The 23,648-nt window shown below is 57.7% G+C and carries 18 protein-coding genes; 10 read left to right on the top strand and 8 right to left on the bottom strand.

Annotated features, from left to right (window positions below; all coding sequences use genetic code 11):
• Positions 1-21: 21 nt before the first annotated feature.
• Positions 22-450 (bottom strand): DUF4275 family protein, encoded by a 429-nt coding sequence (locus AC2TEM_RS09550; protein ID WP_170424373.1) that lies wholly within the window; start codon positions 448-450, stop codon positions 22-24.
• Positions 451-719: 269 nt separating this feature from the next.
• Here AC2TEM_RS09550 and AC2TEM_RS09545 point away from each other — a divergent pair, with 269 nt between their 5' ends.
• The 3 genes from AC2TEM_RS09545 to fdhF all read left to right on the top strand — a co-directional run bounded on the left by AC2TEM_RS09545 (position 720) and on the right by fdhF (position 6,188).
• Positions 720-1,601 (top strand): LysR family transcriptional regulator, encoded by an 882-nt coding sequence (locus tag AC2TEM_RS09545; RefSeq protein WP_170424371.1) that lies wholly within the window; start codon positions 720-722, stop codon positions 1,599-1,601.
• Between the two features lie 85 nt (positions 1,602-1,686).
• Positions 1,687-3,390: an NAD(P)H-dependent oxidoreductase subunit E gene (locus AC2TEM_RS09540; protein WP_170424369.1), complete on the top strand. Its 1,704-nt coding sequence runs from the start codon at positions 1,687-1,689 to the stop codon at positions 3,388-3,390.
• A gap of 11 nt (positions 3,391-3,401) precedes the next feature.
• Entirely contained in the window at positions 3,402-6,188 is a 2,787-nt protein-coding gene (gene fdhF, locus AC2TEM_RS09535; RefSeq protein ID WP_170397477.1) for a formate dehydrogenase subunit alpha, read from the top strand.
• Positions 6,189-6,236: 48 nt separating this feature from the next.
• Here fdhF and AC2TEM_RS09530 read toward each other — a convergent pair whose 3' ends face one another.
• From AC2TEM_RS09530 to AC2TEM_RS09520, 3 genes are all read right to left on the bottom strand, one after another.
• Complete coding sequence (locus AC2TEM_RS09530) at positions 6,237-10,319, bottom strand: translocation/assembly module TamB domain-containing protein (protein ID WP_170424367.1); 4,083 nt, start codon at positions 10,317-10,319, stop codon at positions 6,237-6,239.
• Positions 10,319-12,124: a BamA/TamA family outer membrane protein gene (locus tag AC2TEM_RS09525; protein WP_170424365.1), complete on the bottom strand. Its 1,806-nt coding sequence runs from the start codon at positions 12,122-12,124 to the stop codon at positions 10,319-10,321. The genes AC2TEM_RS09530 and AC2TEM_RS09525 overlap by 1 nt, the downstream gene beginning before the upstream one ends.
• Positions 12,125-12,277: 153 nt before the next feature.
• Complete coding sequence (locus AC2TEM_RS09520) at positions 12,278-13,501, bottom strand: urate hydroxylase PuuD (protein WP_170397471.1); 1,224 nt, start codon at positions 13,499-13,501, stop codon at positions 12,278-12,280.
• 95 nt (positions 13,502-13,596) lie between these two features.
• Here AC2TEM_RS09520 and AC2TEM_RS09515 point away from each other — a divergent pair, with 95 nt between their 5' ends.
• Positions 13,597-14,511 carry a LysR family transcriptional regulator gene (locus tag AC2TEM_RS09515; protein WP_170424363.1) on the top strand — a complete coding sequence of 305 codons (915 nt, stop codon included), beginning with the start codon at positions 13,597-13,599 and terminating at the stop codon, positions 14,509-14,511.
• A gap of 2 nt (positions 14,512-14,513) precedes the next feature.
• On the opposite strand, the gene uraH is transcribed toward AC2TEM_RS09515, so the two are convergent.
• Positions 14,514-14,870: a hydroxyisourate hydrolase gene (uraH, locus tag AC2TEM_RS09510; protein ID WP_170404478.1), complete on the bottom strand. Its 357-nt coding sequence runs from the start codon at positions 14,868-14,870 to the stop codon at positions 14,514-14,516.
• A 163-nt stretch (positions 14,871-15,033) separates the two neighbouring features.
• On the opposite strand from uraH, the gene puuE reads away from it, so the two are divergent.
• From puuE to AC2TEM_RS09495, 3 genes are all read left to right on the top strand, one after another.
• Complete coding sequence (puuE, locus tag AC2TEM_RS09505; protein WP_170424361.1) at positions 15,034-16,452, top strand: allantoinase PuuE; 1,419 nt, start codon at positions 15,034-15,036, stop codon at positions 16,450-16,452.
• A complete protein-coding gene (locus AC2TEM_RS09500) occupies positions 16,449-16,934 on the top strand; it encodes an ureidoglycolate lyase (protein WP_170424359.1) in 486 nt (161 codons plus the stop codon). The genes puuE and AC2TEM_RS09500 overlap by 4 nt, the downstream gene beginning before the upstream one ends.
• A 67-nt stretch (positions 16,935-17,001) precedes the next feature.
• A complete protein-coding gene (locus AC2TEM_RS09495) occupies positions 17,002-18,429 on the top strand; it encodes a nucleobase:cation symporter-2 family protein (RefSeq protein WP_170424357.1) in 1,428 nt (475 codons plus the stop codon).
• 39 nt (positions 18,430-18,468) lie between these two features.
• On the opposite strand, the gene AC2TEM_RS09490 is transcribed toward AC2TEM_RS09495, so the two are convergent.
• The 3 genes from AC2TEM_RS09490 to AC2TEM_RS09480 form a co-directional block, all read right to left on the bottom strand.
• On the bottom strand, positions 18,469-19,458 hold the full coding sequence (locus tag AC2TEM_RS09490; RefSeq protein WP_170424355.1) for a glyceraldehyde 3-phosphate dehydrogenase NAD-binding domain-containing protein: 990 nt from the start codon (positions 19,456-19,458) through the stop codon (positions 18,469-18,471).
• 54 nt (positions 19,459-19,512) lie between these two features.
• Positions 19,513-19,836 (bottom strand): hypothetical protein, encoded by a 324-nt coding sequence (locus AC2TEM_RS09485; protein WP_170397457.1) that lies wholly within the window; start codon positions 19,834-19,836, stop codon positions 19,513-19,515.
• Between the two features lie 102 nt (positions 19,837-19,938).
• Positions 19,939-20,772, bottom strand: coding sequence for a bifunctional allantoicase/(S)-ureidoglycine aminohydrolase (locus AC2TEM_RS09480; protein WP_170397455.1), 834 nt, complete (start codon positions 20,770-20,772; stop codon positions 19,939-19,941).
• Between the two features lie 176 nt (positions 20,773-20,948).
• Between AC2TEM_RS09480 and AC2TEM_RS09475 the strand changes: the two genes are divergently transcribed.
• From AC2TEM_RS09475 to AC2TEM_RS09465, 3 genes are all read left to right on the top strand, one after another.
• A complete protein-coding gene (locus AC2TEM_RS09475; RefSeq protein ID WP_170404458.1) occupies positions 20,949-21,305 on the top strand; it encodes a hypothetical protein in 357 nt (118 codons plus the stop codon).
• A 222-nt stretch (positions 21,306-21,527) separates the two neighbouring features.
• Complete coding sequence (locus tag AC2TEM_RS09470) at positions 21,528-22,763, top strand: acyl-CoA dehydrogenase family protein (protein WP_170424353.1); 1,236 nt, start codon at positions 21,528-21,530, stop codon at positions 22,761-22,763.
• Positions 22,764-22,778: 15 nt separating this feature from the next.
• Positions 22,779-23,579 (top strand): thioesterase family protein, encoded by an 801-nt coding sequence (locus AC2TEM_RS09465; RefSeq protein ID WP_170424351.1) that lies wholly within the window; start codon positions 22,779-22,781, stop codon positions 23,577-23,579.
• Positions 23,580-23,648 lie beyond the last annotated feature (69 nt).

The following is a 23,648-nucleotide window of genomic DNA, read 5'->3' as shown; positions in this document are numbered from 1 at the left end:
CCAAAGCAGTCACTGCTCAGCTTATAACCTCGGATTTTCTGCGAAGAACGGGCCGATATCGGGTTGCTCGTGCGTGAATGCCATTGTCCACTTCATGTTGTGGTGGGCTACGTAGATATCCGCGCCAAAAGATGTGAAATCTGGATATGTTTCTGAGACGCAGCGATACGACCATTTGATATCTTCATCAAAGATAACATACGCGGCAGGCCACTGGTTCTTATAGGCATTTAAAGCGTCATCGCCCGCCCGCGCGATTTGAAACCCGTAACTGAAACCATGCCAGCGGAAGCGATTGTGAATCCAGGAACCGGTTGATTTCTTTACGTTCCCGGCGAATGTCTGATGCCAGCATTGAACAACCTCACCACCTTCTTTGGAATTGAGAGGATCAAAATCGACGCATTCACGCAGCAAGAAGTCCTCAATTTGGTTTCTCGCAGGGTTCATGGAATAATTCGGTTCTATGTTGTTGTTGAACCGGCATATCGCGCGTTAAGGCGGAGTGTCAAAACCGCTCAGGTGGCAAGATGCGATCCTGTTAGTTTCATTTGGGCTGGAACAGCAGTTCGGCAGGCTCAACCACCCGAGTATTGCATGTATCTGAAGCGCCGATCCTGTGGCAGCCAACAAATTGACGATGCTCGCAGCTCGCACATTTCTCTTGTGCAGAAATGTGGTTAGTTTGGATTTTGACCTGATACTTGAGACAGCTCTAGATGATCGAAATCCGCGACCTGCAATTGCTCAGCGCATTGGCGCGGCATCGTCATTTCGCCAAGGCAGCTGAGGAATGCGGGATTTCACAGCCTGCGTTCTCGATGCGAATCCGAAACCTGGAGGATCGGCTGGGTGTCTCCATCGTTCGCCGCGCAAACCGATTTCAGGGACTGACTGAAGAAGGCGAGATGATTGTCCAGCGCGCGCGGCGCATTCTCGACGACACCAAGGCTTTGGAACAACAGGTACTCGCTGCAAAGGGTGAGATCACCGGCACGCTTATTTTGGGTGTCATCCCTACAGCGATTGCCTTCACCGGGCGTCTGACGAAGCGGTTGCGCGATGCGCATCCTCGTATCGTGACCCGGATTGAAACAATGTCTGCAACGGCCATTCAGCACCGGTTGGACGAAGGAAGTCTGGATGCTGGCATCACTTATGGCGACAGTATCGGTACCGATCTACGGCAAGTGCAGCGCTTGTACGAAGAAACTTATGTCCTATTGGTCCCCTCGCATATGACCCATGAGACAGGCCCGATCCCATGGGCCCGCGTGGCCGAGTTTCCCCTGAGCCTGCTGGAACCTCAGATGCAGAACCGGCGGATTCTGGATCGGATATTCGCCGAACAGGGCTTGCACCCGGATATTGTGGCCGAGACCAGCGGATTCACTGCCTCGATGGTCATGGCACGCGAGGGGCTAGCGGCCACCGTGATTCCACGCGTGCTGGTGCGGGCGCTGGGCGACCTGAAGGACACAAGGGTGCTGTCCCTGATCGAACCCGTGGTGAGCAAGCCGATTTGTCTGGCCACGCTCACTCGCGACCCGGAATTGCCCACGGTCGCGGCCTTACGCACAGTGATGGCGTCTTTGCGGTGATAAACTGTCGTTATCGTGCGATTGAAATATGCGATTTGACGATATGCTAATCTGATGAGACACGGGGCCTCAATCGGAGGGCATCATGGCACCATTAGACACCAAGCCATCAGGCGCGCCAAAGGGCGTCTGGAAGTCAGGTAAAGGCAAGGGGCGGCACACGCCCAAAGGCCGTCAATTCTCGGACGAGGCACAAGCAGAAATTGCACGTCTGCTGGTCGACCGCCCGCGACGTCGCGACCTGCTGATTGAATTTCTGCATTTGATTCAGGACGCACACGGCCATATCAGCGCCGACCACATCGCCGCTCTGGCGGTTGAGATGCGGATCGGGCAGGCTGAGATTTACGAAACCGCAACCTTCTATGCCCATTTCGATGTAGTGAAAGAGGGTGAAACGCCTCCTCCGGCGTTGACGATCCGTGTGTGCGATTCGCTGTCCTGCGAAATGGCCGGTGCCCAGCAGCTGCAAAAAGCGCTGGAAGACGGTTTGGATGCCTCGCAGGTCCGCGTTGTCCGTGCGCCCTGCATGGGACGCTGCGACACCGCTCCAGTGCTGGAGATCGGTCACAACCACATCGACCACGCGACCCCCGAAAAGGTGCAGGCCGCGATTGCGGCGAATGACACCCACGCTCATCTGCCCGATTACGAAGCCTTTGCGGTTTATGAAGCCAATGGCGGCTACGCCAAACTGAAAGAGCTGCGCGAGGGCGGCGATTGGGAGAAGGTGCAGGAAGACGTCCTGTCCTCGGGCCTGCGTGGTCTGGGCGGCGCGGGCTTCCCGTCGGGCAAGAAGTGGGGCTTTGTTCGCATGAATGAAGGCCCGCGTTATCTGGCTGTCAACGGCGATGAGGGCGAGCCCGGGACATTCAAGGACCGCTACTATCTTGAGCGCACGCCGCATGTCTTCCTCGAAGGGATGCTGATCGCCGCTTGGGCCGTCGAGGCAGAGACCTGCTTTATCTATATGCGCGACGAATACCCGGCAGTTCTGGAAATCCTGCGTCGTGAGATTACCGCGCTCGAACAAGCCGGGATCGTCGAAGAAGGCTATATCGACCTGCGCCGTGGTGCTGGCGCTTACATCTGCGGCGAAGAATCCGCGATGATCGAGTCGATCGAAGGTAAGAAAGGCCTGCCGCGTCACCGCCCTCCGTTCGTGGCGCAGGTTGGGGTCTTTAACCGCCCGACCTTGGTGCACAATGTCGAGACGCTCTATTGGGTGACCAAAGTTTGCCGTGAAGGGCCTGAATGCCTTAACAGCACCGAAATGAACGGTCGCAAGGGTTTGCGTAGCTATTCGGTCTCGGGTCGTGTCGCAAAGCCGGGCGTTTACCTTCTGCCCGCTGGCTCGACCATTCTGGACGTGATCGAGGCTGCCGGAGGCATGGCCGGGGGCCAGACCTTCAAGGCTTATCAGCCGGGTGGTCCATCCTCGGGTCTGTTGCCTGCATCGATGGATGACATCCCGCTGGATTTCGACACGTTGCAACCGCATGGCACCTTCATCGGGTCCGCTGCGGTTGTGGTTCTGTCCGATCAGGACACCGCACGCGATGCGGCACTGAACATGCTGCGCTTCTTCGAAGACGAAAGCTGCGGCCAGTGCACGCCCTGCCGTGCAGGCTGCGAAAAGGCGGTCAAGCTGATGCAAGCCGACAAATGGGATCAGGAACTGCTGGAAGACCTGTGTCAGGTCATGGGCGATGCCTCGATCTGCGGTCTGGGGCAGGCGGCCCCGAACCCGATCCGCCTGGTCATGAAACATTTCGCTGACGAAATCTGAGGGAGACAGCCATGCTTGATGCAAGCCCAAACAAGACCGTCACCTTCAACCTGAATGGCGAAGATGTCACCGTGCCCGAGGGCTGGACCATCTGGGAAGCCGCAAAGGGGCAGGGGTTCACTATCCCTCACCTGTGTCACAAGCCGCAACCCGGTTACAAACCCGACGGCAATTGCCGTGCCTGCATGGTCGAGGTAGAAGGCGAGCGCACGCTGGTCGCCTCGTGCATCCGTCCGGCAGCCGACGGCATGGTGGTTAAGACCGACAGCGACCGGGCCGAGAAATCGCGCGCGATGGTCATGGAGCTGTTGGTCGCGGATCAGCCTGAGGAAGCGCACGACACCTCCAGCCACTTCTGGGATATGGCCAAGCTGAACCATGTCAGCGACAGCCGTTTCCCGGCGAAAGAGGCCGAGAAAATCCCGCTGTTGGATGACAGCCACGTTGCGATGCGCGTCAATCTGGACGCTTGCATCAACTGCAACCTCTGCGTCCGGGCCTGCCGCGACGTGCAGGTCAACGACGTGATTGGTATGGCCGGTCGTGGCCACACAGCGCAGGTGGTGTTCGACCAGAACGACCCGATGGGTGCTTCGACCTGTGTGGCTTGTGGTGAATGCGTGCAGGCCTGCCCGACCGGTGCTTTGATGCCAGCAACCGTACTGGATGACCAGCAGCGAGGCGACAGCAAGGACTACGACTCGGAAACGGAAAGCGTCTGCCCGTTCTGCGGCGTGGGCTGTAAGGTTTCGCTCAAGGTCAAAGACGGCAAGGTGAAGTATGTCGAGGGCATCAACGGCCCTGCAAACGAAGGTCGTCTGTGCGTCAAAGGCCGCTTTGGCTTTGACTACATTCACCATCCGCATCGCCTGACCAAGCCGCTGATCCGTCGCGAGGATGCTCCAGCCAAGGGATTGAACGTCGATCCCGGCAACCTGGATACCCATTTCCGTGAAGCAACGTGGGAAGAGGCGATGGATTTGGCCGCGACCAAGCTGATGGACTTGCGCGACAAAGACCCGCGCAGCGTTGCAGGCTTCGGCTCGGCCAAGTGCACCAACGAAGAAGCCTATCTGTTCCAGAAGTTCATCCGTCAGGGCTTCCGCCACAACAACGTCGACCACTGCACCCGTCTGTGCCACGCGTCATCTGTTGCGGCCCTGATTGAGAATGTGGGCTCGGGTGCTGTGACCGCGACCTTCAACGAGATCGAAAACGCGGATGTGGCGATCATCATCGGGGCCAACCCGATTGAAAATCACCCTGTCGCTGCGACCTACTTCAAGCAGTTCACCAAACGTGGTGGCAAGTTGATAGTTATGGACCCGCGCGGCGTTGGGATGCGTAAGTTTGCTGATGAGATGCTTCAATTCCGTCCCGGTGCGGATGTTTCGATGCTGAACGCGATCATGAACGTGATCGTGGAAGAAGAGCTCTATGACAGCCAGTACATCCACCGCTGGACCGAGAACTGGGAAGCCGAGAAAGAACACCTGCGCCAGTTCACGCCTGAGGCTATGTCGCCGATCTGCGGCATCGAACCGGATCAACTGCGCCGAGTGGCGCGTACCTTTGCGCAAGCCAAGGCCGGTCTGATTTTCTGGGGTATGGGTGTCAGCCAGCACATCCATGGCACCGACAACTCGCGCTGCTTGATCTCGTTGGCTCTGATGACCGGCAATGTTGGTAAACCCGGTGCGGGTCTTCACCCTCTGCGCGGGCAGAACAACGTGCAAGGTGCCTCAGACGCGGGCCTGATCCCGATGTTCCTGCCGGACTATCAGTCCGTTACCGACGACGGCATTCGGGCCAAGTTCACCAACGTCTGGAATGACGACCGCGACTTCTCGAACGAGAAGGGGCTGACCGTCACCGAGATCATCGATCAGGCTTATGCGGGCAACATCAAGGGTATGTACATCCAGGGGGAAAACCCCGCCATGTCCGACCCCGATGTGAATCACGCGCGCGACGCACTGGCCAAGCTGGAACTGATGATCGTGCAGGATATCTTCCTGACCGAAACGGCGAACTATGCCGACATCATTCTGCCCGCCTCAGCGCTCTATGAGAAGAACGGCACCGTGTCGAACACCAACCGTCAGGTACAGCGTGTGCGGCCCGCCGTGACCCCTCCGGGTGAGGCGCGCGAGGATTGGAAGATCACCGTTGAGCTGGCGCAGCGGATCGGTTTGAACTGGGATTATTCCGATGTTTCTCAGGTCTTTGCTGAGATGAAGCTGACGATGAATTCGCTCGACAACATCACGTGGGAACGGCTTGAGACGGAGACGATCACTTACCCGTCACTGTCCGAGACAGACCCAGGTCAGGCGATTGTGTTCGGCGATGGTTTCCCACGTGCGGATGGTCGCGCCCGGTTCACGCCAGCCAGTGTCATCCCACCGGATGAGGCCCCGGATGATGAATACCCGATGATCGCCACCACTGGGCGCCAGCTGGAGCATTGGCATACGGGGTCGATGACCCGCCGGTCCAACGTTCTGGATGCCGTGGAACCTGAAGCGAATTGCTCGATGAACCCGCGTACATTGAAACTGATGGGGATTGAGCCGGGCGATATGATTCGTCTGACTACTCGCCGCGGTTCGATTGAAATCATGGTGCGGGCCGACCGGGCGATTGCCGAAGATATGGTGTTCATCCCGTTCGCTTATGTCGAGGCGGCGGCGAATATCCTGACCAACTCGGCCATCGATCCTTATGGCAAGATCCCCGAGTTCAAGTTCTCGGCAATTCGCGTCGAAAAGATCGCAGACGCCGTCGCGGCGGAATAGTCTTCAATCAACTGAAAAAAAGGCGGCCCTTTGGGGTCGCCTGTTTTTTCAGTAGTCGCGTTCGAAAAAGATACCCAAGCCCGTCTCACCCCGGCCATCCACCGTGCCGCGAACCGTGAAGCTGTCGGTGACGTCGAGGTTCAAATTCACCTCGGTGTCACCTTCGGTATTGACGGTGAAATCGGTGTAGAGATTGTCGCTTAGATATGCGCCCGCACCAAGGCTGCCCCCACCGCCCTCAGTCGCGCCAAGGTCGATAGTGTCCAGGCCCGTGGCCTCGCGCACCCCTTTGGTAGTATCCCCGCCGGCGCCGCTGAGTTGGGCCAATGAGGCCGCCATCTGCGCAATGACAAACGGTGACAGTTCTGAGAACCGGTTGCCGAACAAGAGCATTGCTAGCGCTTCCTCGGTCGGGCGTTCAGGATCTGAGAATACGTCGACCTCGGGTGAGTCCAGCGGCCCGGCGATCTCGATCGTTGCGGTGCCGTCCGAGGTGCTGGAGGACGATTCAAACTCGATATATGGCGTCAGGTCACCCTGCAGGGTGACCACACCCTTAGTCAGCGCAAGGCGGCGACCAAGGATATCGATATTACCGCGGATAAGCTCAATCTGGCCTGACGGCACAACAGAAGTTGTAGTTCCACCAATCTGTATGCGACCGCCCAGTTCCGCGTTCACGCCGCGTCCTCGGACAAAGACTGCCTTGGGTGCAAGCAATCCGATGTCGAGCGACATGCGCGAGTTGCTTTTAGTCTCATCCTCGGTTTCCACCAGATTGGCGCGTTCCCGCGTTACGAAACCGGCACGGCTTTCGTTCAGGTGTTGGATCGTCGGAATTGGTGCTGCGCCGACTGCTCCTGCGGCGGCTGCAAGATTGATGTTGGTTTCGCCAAAGTTGATCTGCCCGGCCAGCGAACTGTTCCCGGCCAATGCCCCGGTCAGGGCGATCTGACCGTTCAATGTGGTTTCATAGAGCAGCTTGTCTGTCAGCACGAGATTGTTGAGCGCTGTGGTTATCTGGGCGTTGAAGGGTGGCGTCAGATCAATCGGGCCGTTGACGGTAAACCCTCCGCCCGCTCGTAACCCACCCTGCAGTGCAATCGTGGCGCGGCTTTGCGCGATGTTTACGGAACCCCCGATGCCAGTGATTGTCTGTCCCACATCGGGCAAGGCCATCGACGCGCCGGATGTTGAAATCGTTCCGCTAAGCGCATCCAGCGCAGGTGCCCCTTTCAGGGCCAGATCGAACCGGGCAGTACCGGCCAGATTGTTGGGAGAGATAAATGCATTGGCGATACCGATGTTGACACCGCCCTGCATCTTCAGGTCCGCTTCGCCGCTGGTTTCGTTAAAGGTCCCGGCAACAGTTGTACTGATATCGGCGGGGCCATTAGCCTTTGCGTCGATGGTCCACATCCCGGCGTCGCGGCGGGCGGTACCACTGGCGGCGACGGTTCCGGGGAAATCGGGCACAAAACGTTCGACCCGATTCAGGCGGGCGTCAAAATTTAGATCCGCGGTGCCACCGGTTTCTACGGTTCCGGTTAAATTGGCGTACGAGCTATCAGGTCCCTGCAGGCGCGCATTGCCTTCCAAACCGGACCCTGTAGGGGCGACGTTGCCATCCAGCGTGAGCGGCCCGGACAATGTCGAAGATAGACGGCCGATGTCGTCCAGCATGGCCGAGAAATCGAGGCCACCGGCCTCCCGATCCAATCGGCCCGATGCATCTGCGGTCAGCGCGGTTCCGTTCAGACTGAAAGTGCGGATGTTCAGCCCCTGATCATCGTTGGCGGCATCCACGTTCAGCGTGGTTCGTCCCTGTACCAACGCATCTACGGCTTGGATACCCGTGGCAAGGTCGTCTGCTCTCAGGTTGCCTTTGATATCAAAGGCCTTGCTGCTTTGCGCAGCCCGACCGGTGACGTCGGCATCAATCGACCCGGCCAGATCAAGCCCGGCGAGGCCGGAGAACAAAGACAGGTCGGGGGCGTTCAGCTTGGCGCTTCCATCCACCGTGATGTTTCCGGTGGGGTCATCGATGGTTGCGCCCACCTCGGCAGTAAGAGCAGCACTTTTGACCGTGGCGTTTCGAATAACGATTTGGTTGCCCGAATGCGCACCGTCCAGATTGATTGATGTCCGGCCTTTCAACAGCGGGTCGAACTCGCTCATCCCGGTTTCGATATTTGTTCCGATCACGCTGGCTTGGCCGTCGAATTCCAACGTCTGTACGGTGCCTTTGCCATCCAGCCGGGCCTGTAATGCGCCCGCCAGATCACGCTGTGCGATGCCTGAGAACACCGCCAGATTTGGGGCGTTCACGCTGGCCTGACCGTCAATCGTCAGATTGCCATTTGGCGTCGTGACCGTGCCGCTGGCCTGCGCTGTCAGAGCGTCGCCATTCACGGTGAAATCGCGAATTGTTACCCCATCGGTGTCGCGTTTGGCATCCAGAACGATTTCGGTTTCACCCGTGATCATTGGATCAATATCGTCACGCCCGGTCACCAGATCACGCCCATTCACCGTGACCTTGCCGTCAAAGCTGCGTTCCAGTGGCGAGCCCTTTCCAGCCACCTGGACCGAAGCCTCGCCACCAAGCTGAAGCTGTGCCAGGTCCGAGAACCGCGACAGGTCGGTCGCCTGCAGCAGTGCCGTGCCATCAACCTGCAACCCGGTCGCAAGCCCGCTGATCAACGCATCAGCGTCTAGAGTATAGTCGCTGCCGACCAGTTCGACCCCGGACAATTGCAATGTCTGGTCGCTGCCGTACTCGAACTGCCCATCCAGTGTGATCTGATTTCCGACGGCGGCATTCAGTGCGGCATCTGTCAGATCAATGCCAGCCAGCACAGCCTGCAGATCGCCATCGACCGACAGCCCGCTGGATTGATCTAGCGTGCCTTGCCCGCTGATCCGTGCATGATCGAGGTTCAGGTTGGGGGTTTCAATCTTGTTGGTCGTCAGGCTCAGGTCCCAGAGATTGCCATTCTCGGTATTGTACAAGGCCGAAATCTGAGCCGCGCCGATTGACGTATCGCCGCCGCTGACGGGCAGAACGACCTTGTCACCTTCCGGCGGCGTGATACGACCTTGCAGGGCGACCAGTTTCAGAACACCACCCGAAGCAAGGCTGAGTTCGCTTTTGAGGTCCAGCGCTTCCGAGGTAATCTCGATATCCGATATATCCAGCGCCCCGTCAGAATGGGTGCGCCCATCTACAAACAGCCGTGTGTCGGTACCGAAGAACGTGTCCATCTCTTCGGCCAGAAACGGCGTCAGGTCGCCTCCGACATCGGCAGTAAACGCGATTCCATCAGAGGCGTTGCCACTCTCTTCGGCGGTGCGCAGTCGTACCTGACCGGACACGCGAAGCTGCTGATCGCTGCTTAGACCGATATCAGCATTAAAATCCGTTATCGGCCCCGAGCCTTTTGCAGTCAGCTCAAGCGGCGGGGCATCGGGGATGGACAGGGCCGTTGCGATCAGACCGCCTGATGCTTCGGCTACGGTCAAGTCCAGATCGATCTGGCGGCTGTCGTTCTGAAAGCCTGCTTTCAGATCAATCGTGTCCCCGGCGCGGTCCAGTCGGTCGATATCCAGCGTAGTATCCAGTGTTCCATCAGCCAGCGATAGGTTGCCGTTCACGGCGAGCTCGGCAGCGACGCCGATCAGCGGCTCACCTAAAGAAAGGTCATCGACACGCAGCTCTCCGATTTCGATCGAAACCGGAAGCTCAGGTAGTTGGAAGGGTTGGGTTTCGGCTGAAGGGGGCGGTGCGTCCTTTGTTGTTGTACCGGGTGCGCGGGCGATATCGATTTCCTGCGCCGATAGTGTGTTGACCGAGAACCGACCGCGCAGCAGTGCCAATCGGTTCCAGTCCAATTCAGCGTTTTTAATGGTGAGCCAGACGCCGTCGTCATCGGCGACCGTGATTTCCTGAATCGTCGCACGCGAACTTAAGGCACCTTCAAGGCCGACCACCCGCACATTCTGATCATCACCGGACAGGGTATCTTGCAGAAACTGCTCGATCATGCTGCCGCCCTCGTCCTGAGCGGTCGCCGCGATGGGAACGGTGATCGCTGCTGAACTTAGCAACAGGGGATATACAACGCGACGCATCAAAAGGCCTGCCCGATCCCGAGGTAGAATTGCAGCCCGTCACCCGTATCGCCCTGAACCGGCACCGCAAGGTCAAAGCGCAAGGGCCCGAAGCCGCCCAGATCATAACGGATTCCAAGGCCCGCGCCAGAATGCTCTTCCGCGCCGCTGCCGATGAATGAGGACGTGTCGACCACACCGTAGTCATAAAACCCAACCAACGAGATTGCGTCAGTGACTTTGCCTCGGACCTCGGCTGAGAGCCCCAGAAAGGATTTGCCACCGGCGACACCATCCCCGACGGGGATACCTAGGCTTTCAAATGGCTGACCCCGTACTGTACCGGCACCACCCGAGAAGAACAGGAAATCTGGAGTCACACCATCTGCCGGAGGTCCGAGGACCGATCCCAACTGCACCCGGCCTGCCAACACCAGCCGACCGGCGGTGCCCAGATCGTTATAGGCGCGACCGTCAAAGAACATTCTCAGGCCGGTATCCGATCCGGAGAACCCGACAAAGGGCATGACTTGAGAGTCCAGATAATAGCCGCGCGTCGCGCTGACCTTGCTGTCGCGTTCATCCCATTCTGACCGGAACGGAAGAATGAAGTATCGAAACTTGCGCCCATCGCCATAGGCGTCATCTGCGTCCGACCATTGGAAACCTGCCGAGGCTTCGGCGTAGAGGCGGTCAGAGAATGTGCGGCGTGCACCATAGGCAAGCGAGGCGACGGTGACGTTGTAGTTTTCGGTATTGCGCCGCTCCAACAGCGCGCTCCAGAATGTATTGTCGTCAGGGCCCAGACGATCAGGTTGATCCAGCCGCAGACCAATGCGTCCATCGATATCCTCGGCACCGCCGATATTGCGGATTGCCGCCTCGAACCGCAGCCTTTCGGCTCGCCGGAAAACGTTTCGATGGGTCCACGTAGCTGTAAGATCAACCCCGTCGCGCGAGGCAATCTCGGCCCCAAAGGTCAGGCGGCGTGGCGGCAGGTCTTCAAACGTCGCGTCGAAATCAAGCGTGCCATCCGGGTTGGGTTCTTCATGTTCCTTGAGCGAAACCGTAGCGAATGTGCCGGTGCGCCGCAGGCGGGTGCCAACCTTTTGGACCTGTTCAGGCGAATAAACCTCACCCGAGGGGAAGCCCGCGATTTTCTCGATCGATCGATGGCGGACATTTGTATCGCCCTGAATGATCATTTTACCGAACCGCAGCCTTGGCCCCGGAGCCAGATCAATTGTCGCGTCCAGCCGTGCCTGCGCATGGCGCGCTATTACTTTCTGATCTTCCACTTCCGCCTTGGCATGGCCTGTATCGCGCCAGCCCTGCACCCCGGCCGAAGCCGCCTGTTGGATCGCTCCGGTGGTCGCGGTCTTACCCGTGGCGAACTCTTCGGGCAGTTCCGTGCCCGGTGCCAGCGGTTGCACGACAGCCGTTCCGAACTTGAACTTCCGCCCTGGTGTGACAAGGATAGTCGCCCGTTTGAATTGGGCTGGAACGTTCAGCGAATTGATTTTGGCGGCTTCCTGCCCGTCAAGCTTGATGCTGACGACGGGGCTGAAATAGCCTTCGTCGTACATGATCTGAACGATGGTGCGGTAGTCGGACAAAGCTGCCGACAGTATTTCCAGTGACGTATCAAGACCACGCGATTCCGAGGTGAAGATGGATGAAGTCTCTTCCAAGCGGTCGACCAGATCTTCAGATGCACCAGGGGCGGATAGGGTCGTTTCTAGCGCGGTAGCAAGATTGGGGGACAAGGCCAAAAACGCACCAAAAAGCCAGCCTCTCAGATCGCTGCGCGGTCTGCTCCCTGTCATTGTCTGGCTCCAACTGCCCCAAGTCGAAATCGCTATGGCCGCGAAACAAAACGAATGCGGCATGTTGAATTCATTTAGAGCATCTGACGGCGCTTAGGGGAAGAACTAAACAAAGTTCAGGTGTTTTTATTGGCAAACTCGTGTGCCAATCCGCTACAGACCGGCATTTCGGAACCAGCGAACAATCGCATCCCGGTCTTCAGGTTCCATATAGGTCACGTTCGCGGGAGGCATGGCATGTGTGACGCCGGATTGCAGATAAATCTGCTGCGCGTTCTGAGCAATGTCAGCTTTTGTTTCCAGCAGGACACCTTTGGGTGCCCACAGGATGCCTTCCCAGACAGGCTCGCGCGCGTGGCACATAGAACAGCGACCCAGAACTATGTCCTGTGCTTCTTCAAAGCCATCCGCTGATGCGAATTTCTGTTCGTAGGGAGTTAGTTGCCGTGCTTCGGCCTCTTCCAACGGGTCGTTCATCGAAGCGGTCGACAACCACATGATGGTCATGAACAGCAAAGCCGTTACCAACCAGGTCCAGGTTGGGTTTCCAGCGCGCGCATGGCGGGTGTTGAAATAGTGCCGGATCGTGACACCCATCAGGAAGACCAGCGCGGCGATGATCCAATTGTACTCGGTCGCAAAAGCCAGCGGATAGTGGTTCGACAACATCAGAAACACGACCGGCAATGTCAGATAGTTGTTGTGGGTCGAACGCAGCTTGGCGATCTTGCCGTATTTCGGATCAGGTGTGCGCCCGTTCTTTAGATCGTCCACCACAATGCGCTGGTTTGGCATGATGATGAAAAACACATTTGCGGTCATGATTGTGGCCGTGAAGGCCCCCAGATGCAGCATCATCGCGCGACCGGTGAATATCTGGTTATAACCCCAGCCCATAATCACCAGCAGCACGAACAGAAGAACCATCAGCAATGTCGGACGCTCGCCCAATCCCGACTTGCAAAGAAAATCGTAGACCAGCCAACCGACAGTCAGCGAGGCAGCCGAGATCAATATGCCTTGCCATAGCGCCAGATCCGCCTTTTGGGCATCGATCAGATAGAGCTCTCCGCCTACCCAGTAGACGATCATCAGTAGCGCGGCACCGCTGAGCCATGTGGCGTAGCTTTCCCATTTAAACCAGGTCAGGTGGTCGGGCATACGCTCCGGAGCGACGAGATATTTCTGGATGTGATAGAATCCTCCGCCATGGACTTGCCATTCCTCGCCGTCCGCCGGTCCGGGGATATCGCGGTTCAAACCAAGATCCAGCGCGATGAAGTAGAAGGATGATCCGATCCAGGCAATCGCGGTGATAACGTGCAACCAGCGCACGCCAAAACCAATCCAATCCCAGAACACGGCGAAGTCGTACATGCTTATGTCTCCGATTGCGTTGCGCCACACTAGGCAAACGGGCTTTTCTTCGGTATTCCCGTATATTGTCAAACTGTATCAAAAAAAACGATAAGATGTCCTATCTCGACAACATTCGAACCTTTGTCCGGGTCTATGACTTGGGCAGCATGTCAGCCGCCGGGCGGGATATGAGAATTTCACCTGCGGTGACGTCGGCGCGAATTTCGCAGTTGGAGGATCATCTGGGAGTACGCCTGTTTCAGCGCACAACCCGGAACCTGACACCAACGGAACAGGGACGGGCGTTCTACCCCGGCGCGGTTGCGGTTCTGGATGCAGTTGATGAGGCAGAGGCCCAAGTCACGCATCTGACCGAAGCCCCCCGCGGGTCTCTGTTTGTTGCTGCGCCCTTGGGCGTCGGGCGCCGGTTATTGGCGCCTCATGTGCCTGATTTTCTGTCAGAATACCCTGAGATTGATGTGCGTCTAAGACTGACAGACCGTTCGGTTGATCTGACCACTGAAGGCTTGGATCTGGCTTTTTTCATCGGTCAGCCCGAAGACAGTACATTGCGCATTCGCAAGATTGCGGATTGCCAGCGTGTGCTATGTGCAGCCCCTGATTACGTGCGCCGATGTGGGATGCCAGAAGCTGGATCCGATCTGATTTCAGGCAAGCATGAATGCTTGAACCTGCGCTTCCCCGGCGCGGCAGAGTTTCAGTGGATGCTGGAAACACCCGATGGCCCGAAACGATTTGCTGTCTCGGGCAGGTATGAATGTGACGATGGTGATGTTTTGACCGATTGGGCGCTGTCCGGGCAAGGTATTGCCATGAAACCCGTTTTTGAGGTGTCAGAGCACTTGAAGGCGGGGAGGCTGATCCCGGTGGCGATGAAGACGCCTCCGGTTCCCGTGCAAATGGCCTGCCTGTATACGCATCGCCGCCATCAGGACCCGAAGGCGCGGCTGTTTATGGATTTCATGATTGACCGGATCGGCAAAGTGGTTCGAAGCGCCGAAGTCTAGGGCTAGCTGCCCCGGTAGGTCGAGTAGCCGTAGGGGGACAACAGCAGCGGAACGTGGTAGTGCGCGTCCGCATCGGACATGCCAAAGCGGATCGGCACCTGATCCAGAAACAGAGGATCATCGCCATCCTGACCCGTCGCGCGCAGGTAATCTCCGGCGAAGAATATCAGCTCATAAGTGCCGGTTTTAAAGTCGTCCTGCGGTAAGATCGGGCTATTGGTTCGGCCATCCGCGTTGGTTTCCATCTCGACCAGTTTACGGTGCGAGTTCCCTGACACTTTGTAGAGCGCGATTTTCAACCCCTCAGCGGGGCAGCCGCGCGCCGTGTCGAGAACGTGGGTTGTCAGATAGCCAGCCAAGGGTCTCTCCTATGTGTTTCTTTTGGTGTGCCACAGTCTGGGCCAAACCGCAAAATGGTTGAAATGCCGAAAGAAGTGGAAACAGTGTTCGGATTGATTTGATAATCAATAGACCGTTTCTGCGGTAAAGCTGTCAAAACACCTAATCGGACTGGAAGACCCTATGCAGCCGCCTCGTTACCCCCGCGATATGATCGGATACGGAGCCAACCCACCTGACGCCGCATGGCCTGGCGGGGCGAAACTGGCTGTGCAGATTGTGTTGAACTACGAAGAAGGTGGAGAAAACTGTGTTCTGCACGGGGACGCTGCGTCCGAGGCCTTCTTGTCCGAGATCGTTGGGGCGGCGCAGTGGCCGGGCCAGCGTCATTGGAACATGGAATCGATCTATGAATACGGCTCGCGGTCGGGGTTCTGGCGCCTGCATCGCTTGATGAAAGACCTACCGATCACCGTTTATGGTGTGGCTACCGCGTTAGCGCGTTCGCCTGATCAGGTTGCGGCGATGAAGTCGGCCGGGTGGGAGATTGCCAGCCATGGCCTGAAATGGGTCGAGCACAAGGATATGCCCGAGGCGGAAGAACGGGCCCAGATCGCCGAAGCGATCCGTCTGCATGCCGAAGTTGTAGGGGATCGCCCGCGAGGCTGGTACACTGGGCGCTGTTCGGACAACACCGTGCGTCTGGTCGCCGAGGAAGGTGGCTTTGCTTATGTTGCCGATACCTATGCAGACGATCTACCCTACTGGATGCAAACCGGTGGTCGGGATCAGTTGATTGTTCCCTACACGCTGGATTGCAACGACATGCGCTTTGCGACGCCACAGGGGTTCAACGCCGGGGATCAGTTCTATTCTTATCTGAAAGACAGTTTCGACGCGCTTTATGCCGAAGGTGAGGCTGGTGCACCCAAGATGCTGTCGATCGGTTTGCACTGTCGCCTGATCGGGCGACCGGGACGCGTCATGGCGCTGAAACGGTTTCTGGATTACGCGCGCGGGTGCTCGGACGTGTGGTTCGCGACGCGATTGCAGATTGCCGAGCATTGGGCCGAAATGCACCCGGCGGCTGAGCGTCCACAACCTTCGCAAATGGGCCGCGAAGAATTCGTCTCTGCGTATGGAGGTATCTTCGAGCATTCCGCTTGGATCGCCGAGCGCGCCTATGATCTGGAATTGGGCGCGGCGCATGACACGGCAGGCGGATTACACAGTGCTTTGACCCGCATGTTCCGGTCCGCCTCAACCGAGGAACGGCTCGGCGTTTTGACAGCCCACCCTGATCTGGCCGGCAAACTGGCGCAGGCTAAGCGGCTGACACAGGAAAGCACGTCCGAGCAAGCCTCGGCAGGGCTTGATGCGCTGACGGATGAGGAACGCGCCACCTTCACCGAACTGAACCAGCGCTATACGAAAAAATTCGGCTTTCCGTTCATCATTGCCGTACGGGACCACAACAAGGCTTCGATCCTAAACGCATTCGAACGGCGCATCGAACAGGATCGCGAAACCGAGTTCGCCGAGGCCTGCCGACAGGTCGAGCGGATTGCCGAGTTCCGACTTCGCGATGTGCTGCCCTCATGACACGGATTGTCGCTGAACCGATCTCGGCCGAAGCTTTCGCACCGTTTGGTGATCTGATTGATGTGTCAGGTGAGGCCGACAAGATCATCAACCAGGGCCAGTGCTGGCGGTATCATGATCGGGCAAGGCTGGATTTCGGTGATGCCCAAGCGGGCATCAGCCTGTTCAACGCCAACCCGCGCGAACTGCCTTATCAGCTGGACATGGTCGAGCGCCATCCCGACGGCAGCCAGGCGTTCATTCCGATGACTCACCAGCCCTTTCTCGTGATCGTCGCCCCGGATGAGGAGGGGCAACCGGGTCGTCCTCGCGCGTTCATTACACAGCCAGGACAGGCGGTGAACTATCACCGGGGAACATGGCACGGAGTTCTGACACCTTTGCATGGGCCCGGTCTGTTCGCAGTCGTTGATCGGATCGGGGAAGGCCCGAACTTGGAGGAATACTGGTTCAGCACACCGTACGAGGTGGTCAACCGCTGAAACCAGAACCGAAGCCGCCGGAGAAGCGGTAAGAACCCCATTGGATCTTAGGGAGGACAATGAGATCATGGCTGAAACTTCGATAGGGACGCCCGAACAGCTTCGGGACCCAAACTTCACACCCGCCTTGCACAAGGCGATACCGCTGGGCATTCAGCACGTTTTGGCGATGTTCGTCTCGAACGTGACACCGGCCATAATCGTGGCGGGTGCTGCCGGGTTTGGATTTGGGTCGAACTCCCCGGATTTTCCCGAACTGCTGTACCTGATCCAGATGTCGATGCTGTTTGCAGGGCTGGCGACACTGCTGCAGACTATCACGATTGGCCCGGTTGGAGCGGCTCTGCCGATTGTACAGGGAACGAGCTTTGCGTTTTTGCCCATCATGATCCCTCTGGTCGCCGGAAAAGGCGTGGATGCCTTAGGGGCGCTGTTTTGCGGTGTCCTGGTTGGCGGCTTGTTTCATGCCTTTCTTGGCCTCTTCATAGGCAAGATACGGTTTGCGCTTCCGCCGCTGGTCACTGGACTTGTCGTAACAATGATCGGTTTGGCGCTGGTCAAGGTCGGCATACAATACGCCGCTGGTGGTGTGCCTGCGATTGGAACTCCTGAGTATGGATCGCTGCTCAACTGGTCGGCTGCACTGGTTGTGGTTGTTGTGACGCTTGGCCTCAAGTTCTTTGCACGCGGTATGCTGTCGGTGTCTGCCGTACTGGTTGGTTTGGCCATCGGCTACGTCTATGCCCTGATGGTCGGGATGGTGACGTTCGAGGCCATTGGCACAAGTTGGTCACGCGCCTCAGCTTTTGCTCTGCCCGTACCGTTCAAATATGGGTTTGAGTTCTCTCTGGCCGCCGTGATCGGCTTTTGTCTGATGTCTTTTGTCTCGGCCATCGAGACCGTCGGAGACGTATCGGGTATCACCAAAGGTGGTGCAGGTCGCGAAGCAACCGACAAGGAAATCGCTGGCGCGACCTATGCCGATGGTTTCGGAACAGCGATTGCCGGTATGTTTGGCGGGTTTCCCAATACGTCCTTCAGCCAGAATGTCGGTTTGATTGCGATGACGGGCGTCATGAGCCGCCATGTCGTGACCTGTGGAGCTATCTTCCTGATCCTGTGTGGCCTTGTGCCAAAAGTCGGGGCAATTATCCGCACCGTGCCTATCGAAGTGCTGGGCGGTGGTGTGATCGTCATGTTCGGCATGGTGGTCGCGGCAGGTATCTCGATGCTGTCAGACGTGGATTGGAACCGTCGCAACATGGTGATCTTTGCGATTTCGCTGTCGATCGGTCTTGGGTTGCAACTGGAACCCGGCGCGGTTCAGCACCTACCTGATACACTTCGTATCCTGATGACCAGCGGCCTGCTGCCCGCAGCGCTGATCGCCATTGTACTGAATTTGGTCCTGCCAGAAGAATTGGCCGAAGAATCGACTGAAGAGGTTTCAGGGGGTATGGCCGGTCACGGGGCGGGTAGCCTACCTCACGATTGAAGTCTTGAAGTAATCCGCAGCGTGCTTCAGCGCTGCGGATTACCCGGCGTTTGCCATCAGGCGTGCGACATCCAGCATGCGGGCTGAAAACCCCCATTCATTGTCGTACCAGCCAAAGACCCTGATCTGCCTCTCTCCAATCATGCGCGTCTCGGGCCCCGCCACTACCAGTGACTCAGGGCGGGACCGCAAATCAGATGACACCAAGGGCAGATCGGTCCATCCCAGCACGGCAGAAGCTGCGACCGCGTCGCGAAACGCTTGTTCGAATTGATCTGCGCTCATGCCACGTTCTAGCGTGGCGACAAGATCAACGGCAGATACGCTGGCCGTCGGAACACGCACCGCGGCCCCCGACATACGACCGGCCAGGTCTGGCAAGACGATATCAATCAAATGCGTCGCGCTCGAGGTCGTGGGCACCATCGACAATGCCCCGGCGCGCGATCGGGCCAAATCCCCGCGTGGCGCATCGACCATCGGCTGGCTGTTTGTATAGCAGTGGATGGTGGTCATGTGCCCGGACACAAGCCCGCCGATTTCATCAATCAGCTTGACGAGCGGTGCCAGACCATTGGTGGTGCAGGATGCATTTGAAACGATCCGTGCGCTGCCCAATTGATCTTCGTTTGCCCCCAGTACCAGTGTGACTTCGGCAGCGGGTGAAGGGCCGGAAATCAACACTTTATCCGCCCCAGCAGTCAAGCCCCGGCTGGCCACGTCGGATGTTCGCGCGATGCCGGTGCAATCGAGCATGACATCGACGCCGGACAGATCGACCTGTGCCAAATCGGCGCTGTGAGACATCAGAATAACGCGGCCATCGATATTCAGTGCTTCACCTTCGGTCGTGACCGAACCCTGATAGGGGCCAAACGTGCTATCATATTTGAACAGGTATGCGCATGTTTCCAGCGGTGCGATATCGTTGATCAACACCAGTTCAACATCCGAATGCTGCGGCAGGCTTAAGACCTGACGCAGAATGGTGCGGCCGATACGACCGAATCCGTTGATCGCGAGTTTCATGCGCAAGCTATGGCAGGCAGATCAGGCGATCTCAATCAAAGTATTGTACCAATTTCAGTTGCAGCTGACCTGCGAAAAGAACTGGCCCGAAATGTTCTGGTACATGCTGGAGTAGATCGCCTTGCAACCGGTCGCCTTCTGTATCGCGGCCATTGCCTGGATGGTGCGAAGACGTGGCGGCGGGCCAAAGGGGTTCAGATTGTTATTATCCCGCGTCGCCCGATAAACCACAGGCGCGTCCGAGACCTGCGTCACCGCCCATGTGCGGCTCATGACGAAAACGGATTTGGTTTCTTCCTTGGCTGCGACCGGGGCGGCGTTGAACGCCGAAAGGCCAAGGGTGGCAACCAGTGCAATCATCGTACCGCGCAGTAACATCGAACAATCTCCAGTGCTGAAAACTCATTTGATTTCATCAGATTCCATCGATTCTGTGAACCCCTTTACCAGAACTTGACCCGGTAAAGCCCCGATCGTCAGCTACCTAGACGGTACAGACAACGGCATGTGCCTATTCACATCCTTGTACAACAGATAGCGAAACCGTCCCGGTCCGCCTGCGTAACAGGCCTGTGGGCAGAAAGCGCGCAGCCACATGTAGTCACCGGCCTCGACCTCGACCCAATCCTGATTGAGCCGGTAAACAGCCTTGCCTTCAAGCACATAAAGGCCGTGTTCCATCACATGGGTTTCGGCAAAGGGAATCACGCCACCGGGTTCGAAATTGACGATGTTGACATGCATGTCGTGACGCAGGTCCTGCGGATCGGTGAAGCGGGTGGTAGACCAGCGGCCTTCGGTGCCGGGCATTTCGTTGGGTACCACGTCGCGTTCATTGGTGATGATCGGGTCAGGGGCGGGCAGGCCGGGCACTGCATCATAAGCCTTGCGCACCCAATGGAACCGGGCAACTGAATCGCCATGGTTGTGCAGCGTCCAGTCGCTGCCCGGGGGGATATAGGCATATCCACCGATCTCAAGAACATGATCCGCTTCGTTCAGGGTCAGCGTAACGCTGCCCTCGACCACGAAGATCACCCCTTGCGCATTTGGGTCGGTTTCGGGCGTATCGCTGCCACCGCCGGGCTGCACCTCCATTATGTATTGCGAGAATGTCTCGGCAAAACCACTCAGAGGCCGGGATAAGACCCAAAGACGTGTATTCTCCCAGAAAGGCAGAAAGCTGGTCACGATGTCGCGCATCGTGCCCTTGGGGATTACCGCATAGGCATCGGTGAACATGGCACGGTCGGTCAACAGTTGCTCTTGCCCCGGATGTCCGCCTGTCGGTGCATAATATTTAGGATGTGTCATCAAATGCCTCTGCTTCGTCTGGGCACAATATGAGGCGATCTCACGGGCGGACCTAGCGCCCGCCTTGCGAAAGGTTTGTTCGGGATAATTTGAAGGTGGCCAAGTGGGGCTTGGCCGCACACGCATAGAGGTATATCTATGGACGTGAAAGTCATTCAAATCGGCGAGGCCCTTTGATGAAAGCCTTTGTTTACACAGCGCTGGTTGCTGCACTTTTTCTGGGGGTGGGTGGAATAGCACAGGCTAAACCACTTTCCCGAATCATCGCGGAAATGGGGTTGAGCCCCGCTGACTTTGAGGTGTTGAACGACACCTCAAACGCGTTGCTGTCGACGGGCACTCCATCCGTGGGGCAGGAGAGGGCTTGGCTCAATCAGGACACCGGCTCGAAGGGGACAATCCGCGTGCAAAGCGTTCAGGGCAATTGTGTGATACTTCAGCACTTTGTGCAGCCTGAAGGTGCTGCACAGGCCCGCGATATCAGAACACGCCGCTGCAAGACCGCTGATGGGAACTGGATCCTGACACCTTAAAGGTCGGTGCCTTGGCCAGCACCCGAACTAACACAGCTGCACCCTTGTGATTTGCTCCAGCTAATTTGACCGCAGGCCCCCTGCTGGGCATCGCATTGATGCTGGACCGGGCTCAATTTGCGTGAATGACGTTCCGTCACTTAGCTGGACACCTTCATGGCCACTAAGCCATCCTCGGACCAAAGCCAACGACCCGCATTGCGCCACAGGGAAGGAATAGACATGACCATGACTTTCGGATTGCGTGAGGAAAACCGCGCCCTGTTACAGCGGGTGAGAGATATGATTCACGACGAGGTCATGCCGCTTGAAGATGAGTATCAGGCAGAAATCAATAAAGGCGATCGTTGGAAATATACCGAGCGACAGGCCGAGATTCTCGAGGGGCTGAAAGCCAAGGCCAAGGCGGCGGGGCTTTGGAACTTCTGGCTGACAGACAGCGACAAAGGTTTTGGCCTCAGTACAGTTGAATACGCCTATTTCGCCGAGGAGATGGGCAAGACGCCCTTGGGGGCCGAAGTTTTCAACTGCTCCGCGCCCGATACAGGGAATATGGAGGTGTTTGAACGCTACGGGTCAGGCGCGATGAAAGAGCAGTGGCTGAAGCCTTTGCTCGACGGGCAGATTCGCTCAGCTTATCTGATGACCGAACCCGATGTGGCCTCATCAGATGCCACCAACATTTCGATGTCCTGCGTGAGGGACGGGGCCGAATATGTTCTGAACGGCGAGAAATGGTGGTCGTCTGGGGCGGGCGATCCGCGTTGCAAGGTCTATATCGTGATGGTCAAAACCGGCGGGGACGATCTGCCAAAGCACCAGCGCCAGTCGATGATCGTGGTCCCAGCAGACGCGCCGGGTATTGAGGTATTGCGCCCGATGGAGGTCTATGGCCACGACGATGCGCCCCATGGTCACATGCACATCCGTTTCACAGAAGTTCGGGTCCCGGCCGAAAACATTCTACTGGGCGAAGGGCGCGGGTTCGAGATCGCGCAGGGGCGCTTGGGGCCGGGCCGTATTCACCATTGCATGCGCGCGATTGGTCAGGCCGAGTCTGCGCTGGAGCAGATGTGCAAGCGTTCACTACAGCGCCAGGCGTTTGGGAAGAAGCTGGCGCAGCTGGGGGCAAACTACGACATCATCGCCGAATGTCGGATGGAGATCGAAATGGCCCGTTTGCTGTGCCTCAAGGCCGCCTGGTACATGGATCAGGGCGATGCACGGGCGGCGGCCCCATGGATCAGCCAGATCAAGGTCGTTGCCCCCAAGGTCGCGCTGAAGGTGATCGATGAGGCCGTGCAAATGTTCGGCGCACAGGGGATCAGTCAGGATACGCCCTTGGCAAATGCATGGACCCATGTGCGCACCCTGCGTCTGGCGGATGGGCCGGACGCAGTGCATCGCCGTCAGGTCGCTCGCGCCGAGTTGAAGAAATACACGCAGGAAAAAGTCTGAGGCGACAGAACCACAATGACATCGGATGTGTTGGGGCAGGCGTACTTCCACCAAAATGCGCAGGGTGTGTTTGTCGGAAATGACCCCGCGCGCGGGCCCTGGTCAGCCGATCATTGCCATGCTGGGCCAGTCAGCGGATTGATCGTGCGGGCGGCAGAAACCGAAGTTGGCCCTGAGAAGATGTTGACCCGGTTGACCGTCGATCTGCTGCGTCCATTGCCTCTGGCTGGTTTGCGAGTCGCGGCAGAGACGACACGCCATACCAAGACGCTGGCGACCACACGGGTCACCGTACATGATCTGGACGACACGCTTTGCGCCACCGCCACAACCATGCATATGGTGCGCAAAGACCTTGGGGCCGTGCCTAATGTCGAACTGCCCGCGCCCAGGGTCGAAGATATGGTCGATGGCCCGTTTCCGATCGGTGAGATGCGCCATCAGTTACCCGGTTTTGCCCATCACTCCCAGATCGGCTATCCCGCTGATGGCAAGCAAGGGGCAGGTCCGAAAACCGTCTGGATGCGCACACCTGCCTTGCTGGAAGGAGAGGACCCATCACCGATCCAAGCGCTCTGCCCGCTTGCAGATTGCGGCAATGGCATATCGTGGAACGCGCCCACATCTGAGATGGGTTTCATGAATACCGACCTGACTGTGCAGGTCCACCGCGAGCCTGTCTCGGACTGGCTGGCCTCTGACTCGATCTCGCACTGGCAACCCTCGGGGATCGGTATGTCGCAGTCAGTTCTTTTTGATACACAGGGGCCAGTTGGGACGGCTTTGCAGACATTGGTCTTGTTCCCGCCGGAGTAAATGGCGGGATTCTGCAGCCTAGTGTTTAATCGAATTGCCGATACCCGCTGCGCATTCTATCTTTGCAAC

It is taken from the genome of Ruegeria sp. HKCCD3925 (assembly GCF_057221175.1).
Note: the sequence above shows the minus strand (reverse complement) of the source record. Positions and strands in the feature narration are given on the sequence as shown.

Excerpts from the sequence above, each read along its gene's own strand:
- AC2TEM_RS09495 (WP_170424357.1), top strand. The coding sequence starts at position 17,002 with ATGGCTGAAACTTCGATAGGGACGCCCGAACAGCTTCGGGACCCAAAC.
- AC2TEM_RS09465 (WP_170424351.1), top strand. The coding sequence starts at position 22,779 with ATGACATCGGATGTGTTGGGGCAGGCGTACTTCCACCAAAATGCGCAG.
- AC2TEM_RS09515 (WP_170424363.1), top strand. The coding sequence starts at position 13,597 with ATGTCCTATCTCGACAACATTCGAACCTTTGTCCGGGTCTATGACTTG.
- AC2TEM_RS09470 (WP_170424353.1), top strand. The coding sequence starts at position 21,528 with ATGACCATGACTTTCGGATTGCGTGAGGAAAACCGCGCCCTGTTACAG.
- fdhF (WP_170397477.1), top strand. The coding sequence starts at position 3,402 with ATGCTTGATGCAAGCCCAAACAAGACCGTCACCTTCAACCTGAATGGC.
- AC2TEM_RS09540 (WP_170424369.1), top strand. The coding sequence starts at position 1,687 with ATGGCACCATTAGACACCAAGCCATCAGGCGCGCCAAAGGGCGTCTGG.
- AC2TEM_RS09525 (WP_170424365.1), bottom strand. The coding sequence starts at position 12,124 with ATGACAGGGAGCAGACCGCGCAGCGATCTGAGAGGCTGGCTTTTTGGT.
- AC2TEM_RS09545 (WP_170424371.1), top strand. The coding sequence starts at position 720 with ATGATCGAAATCCGCGACCTGCAATTGCTCAGCGCATTGGCGCGGCAT.
- AC2TEM_RS09475 (WP_170404458.1), top strand. The coding sequence starts at position 20,949 with ATGAAAGCCTTTGTTTACACAGCGCTGGTTGCTGCACTTTTTCTGGGG.
- puuE (WP_170424361.1), top strand. The coding sequence starts at position 15,034 with ATGCAGCCGCCTCGTTACCCCCGCGATATGATCGGATACGGAGCCAAC.
- AC2TEM_RS09530 (WP_170424367.1), bottom strand. The coding sequence starts at position 10,319 with ATGCGTCGCGTTGTATATCCCCTGTTGCTAAGTTCAGCAGCGATCACC.
- AC2TEM_RS09485 (WP_170397457.1), bottom strand. The coding sequence starts at position 19,836 with ATGTTACTGCGCGGTACGATGATTGCACTGGTTGCCACCCTTGGCCTT.
- AC2TEM_RS09550 (WP_170424373.1), bottom strand. The coding sequence starts at position 450 with ATGAACCCTGCGAGAAACCAAATTGAGGACTTCTTGCTGCGTGAATGC.
- AC2TEM_RS09520 (WP_170397471.1), bottom strand. The coding sequence starts at position 13,501 with ATGTACGACTTCGCCGTGTTCTGGGATTGGATTGGTTTTGGCGTGCGC.
- AC2TEM_RS09490 (WP_170424355.1), bottom strand. The coding sequence starts at position 19,458 with ATGAAACTCGCGATCAACGGATTCGGTCGTATCGGCCGCACCATTCTG.
- AC2TEM_RS09480 (WP_170397455.1), bottom strand. The coding sequence starts at position 20,772 with ATGACACATCCTAAATATTATGCACCGACAGGCGGACATCCGGGGCAA.
- AC2TEM_RS09500 (WP_170424359.1), top strand. The coding sequence starts at position 16,449 with ATGACACGGATTGTCGCTGAACCGATCTCGGCCGAAGCTTTCGCACCG.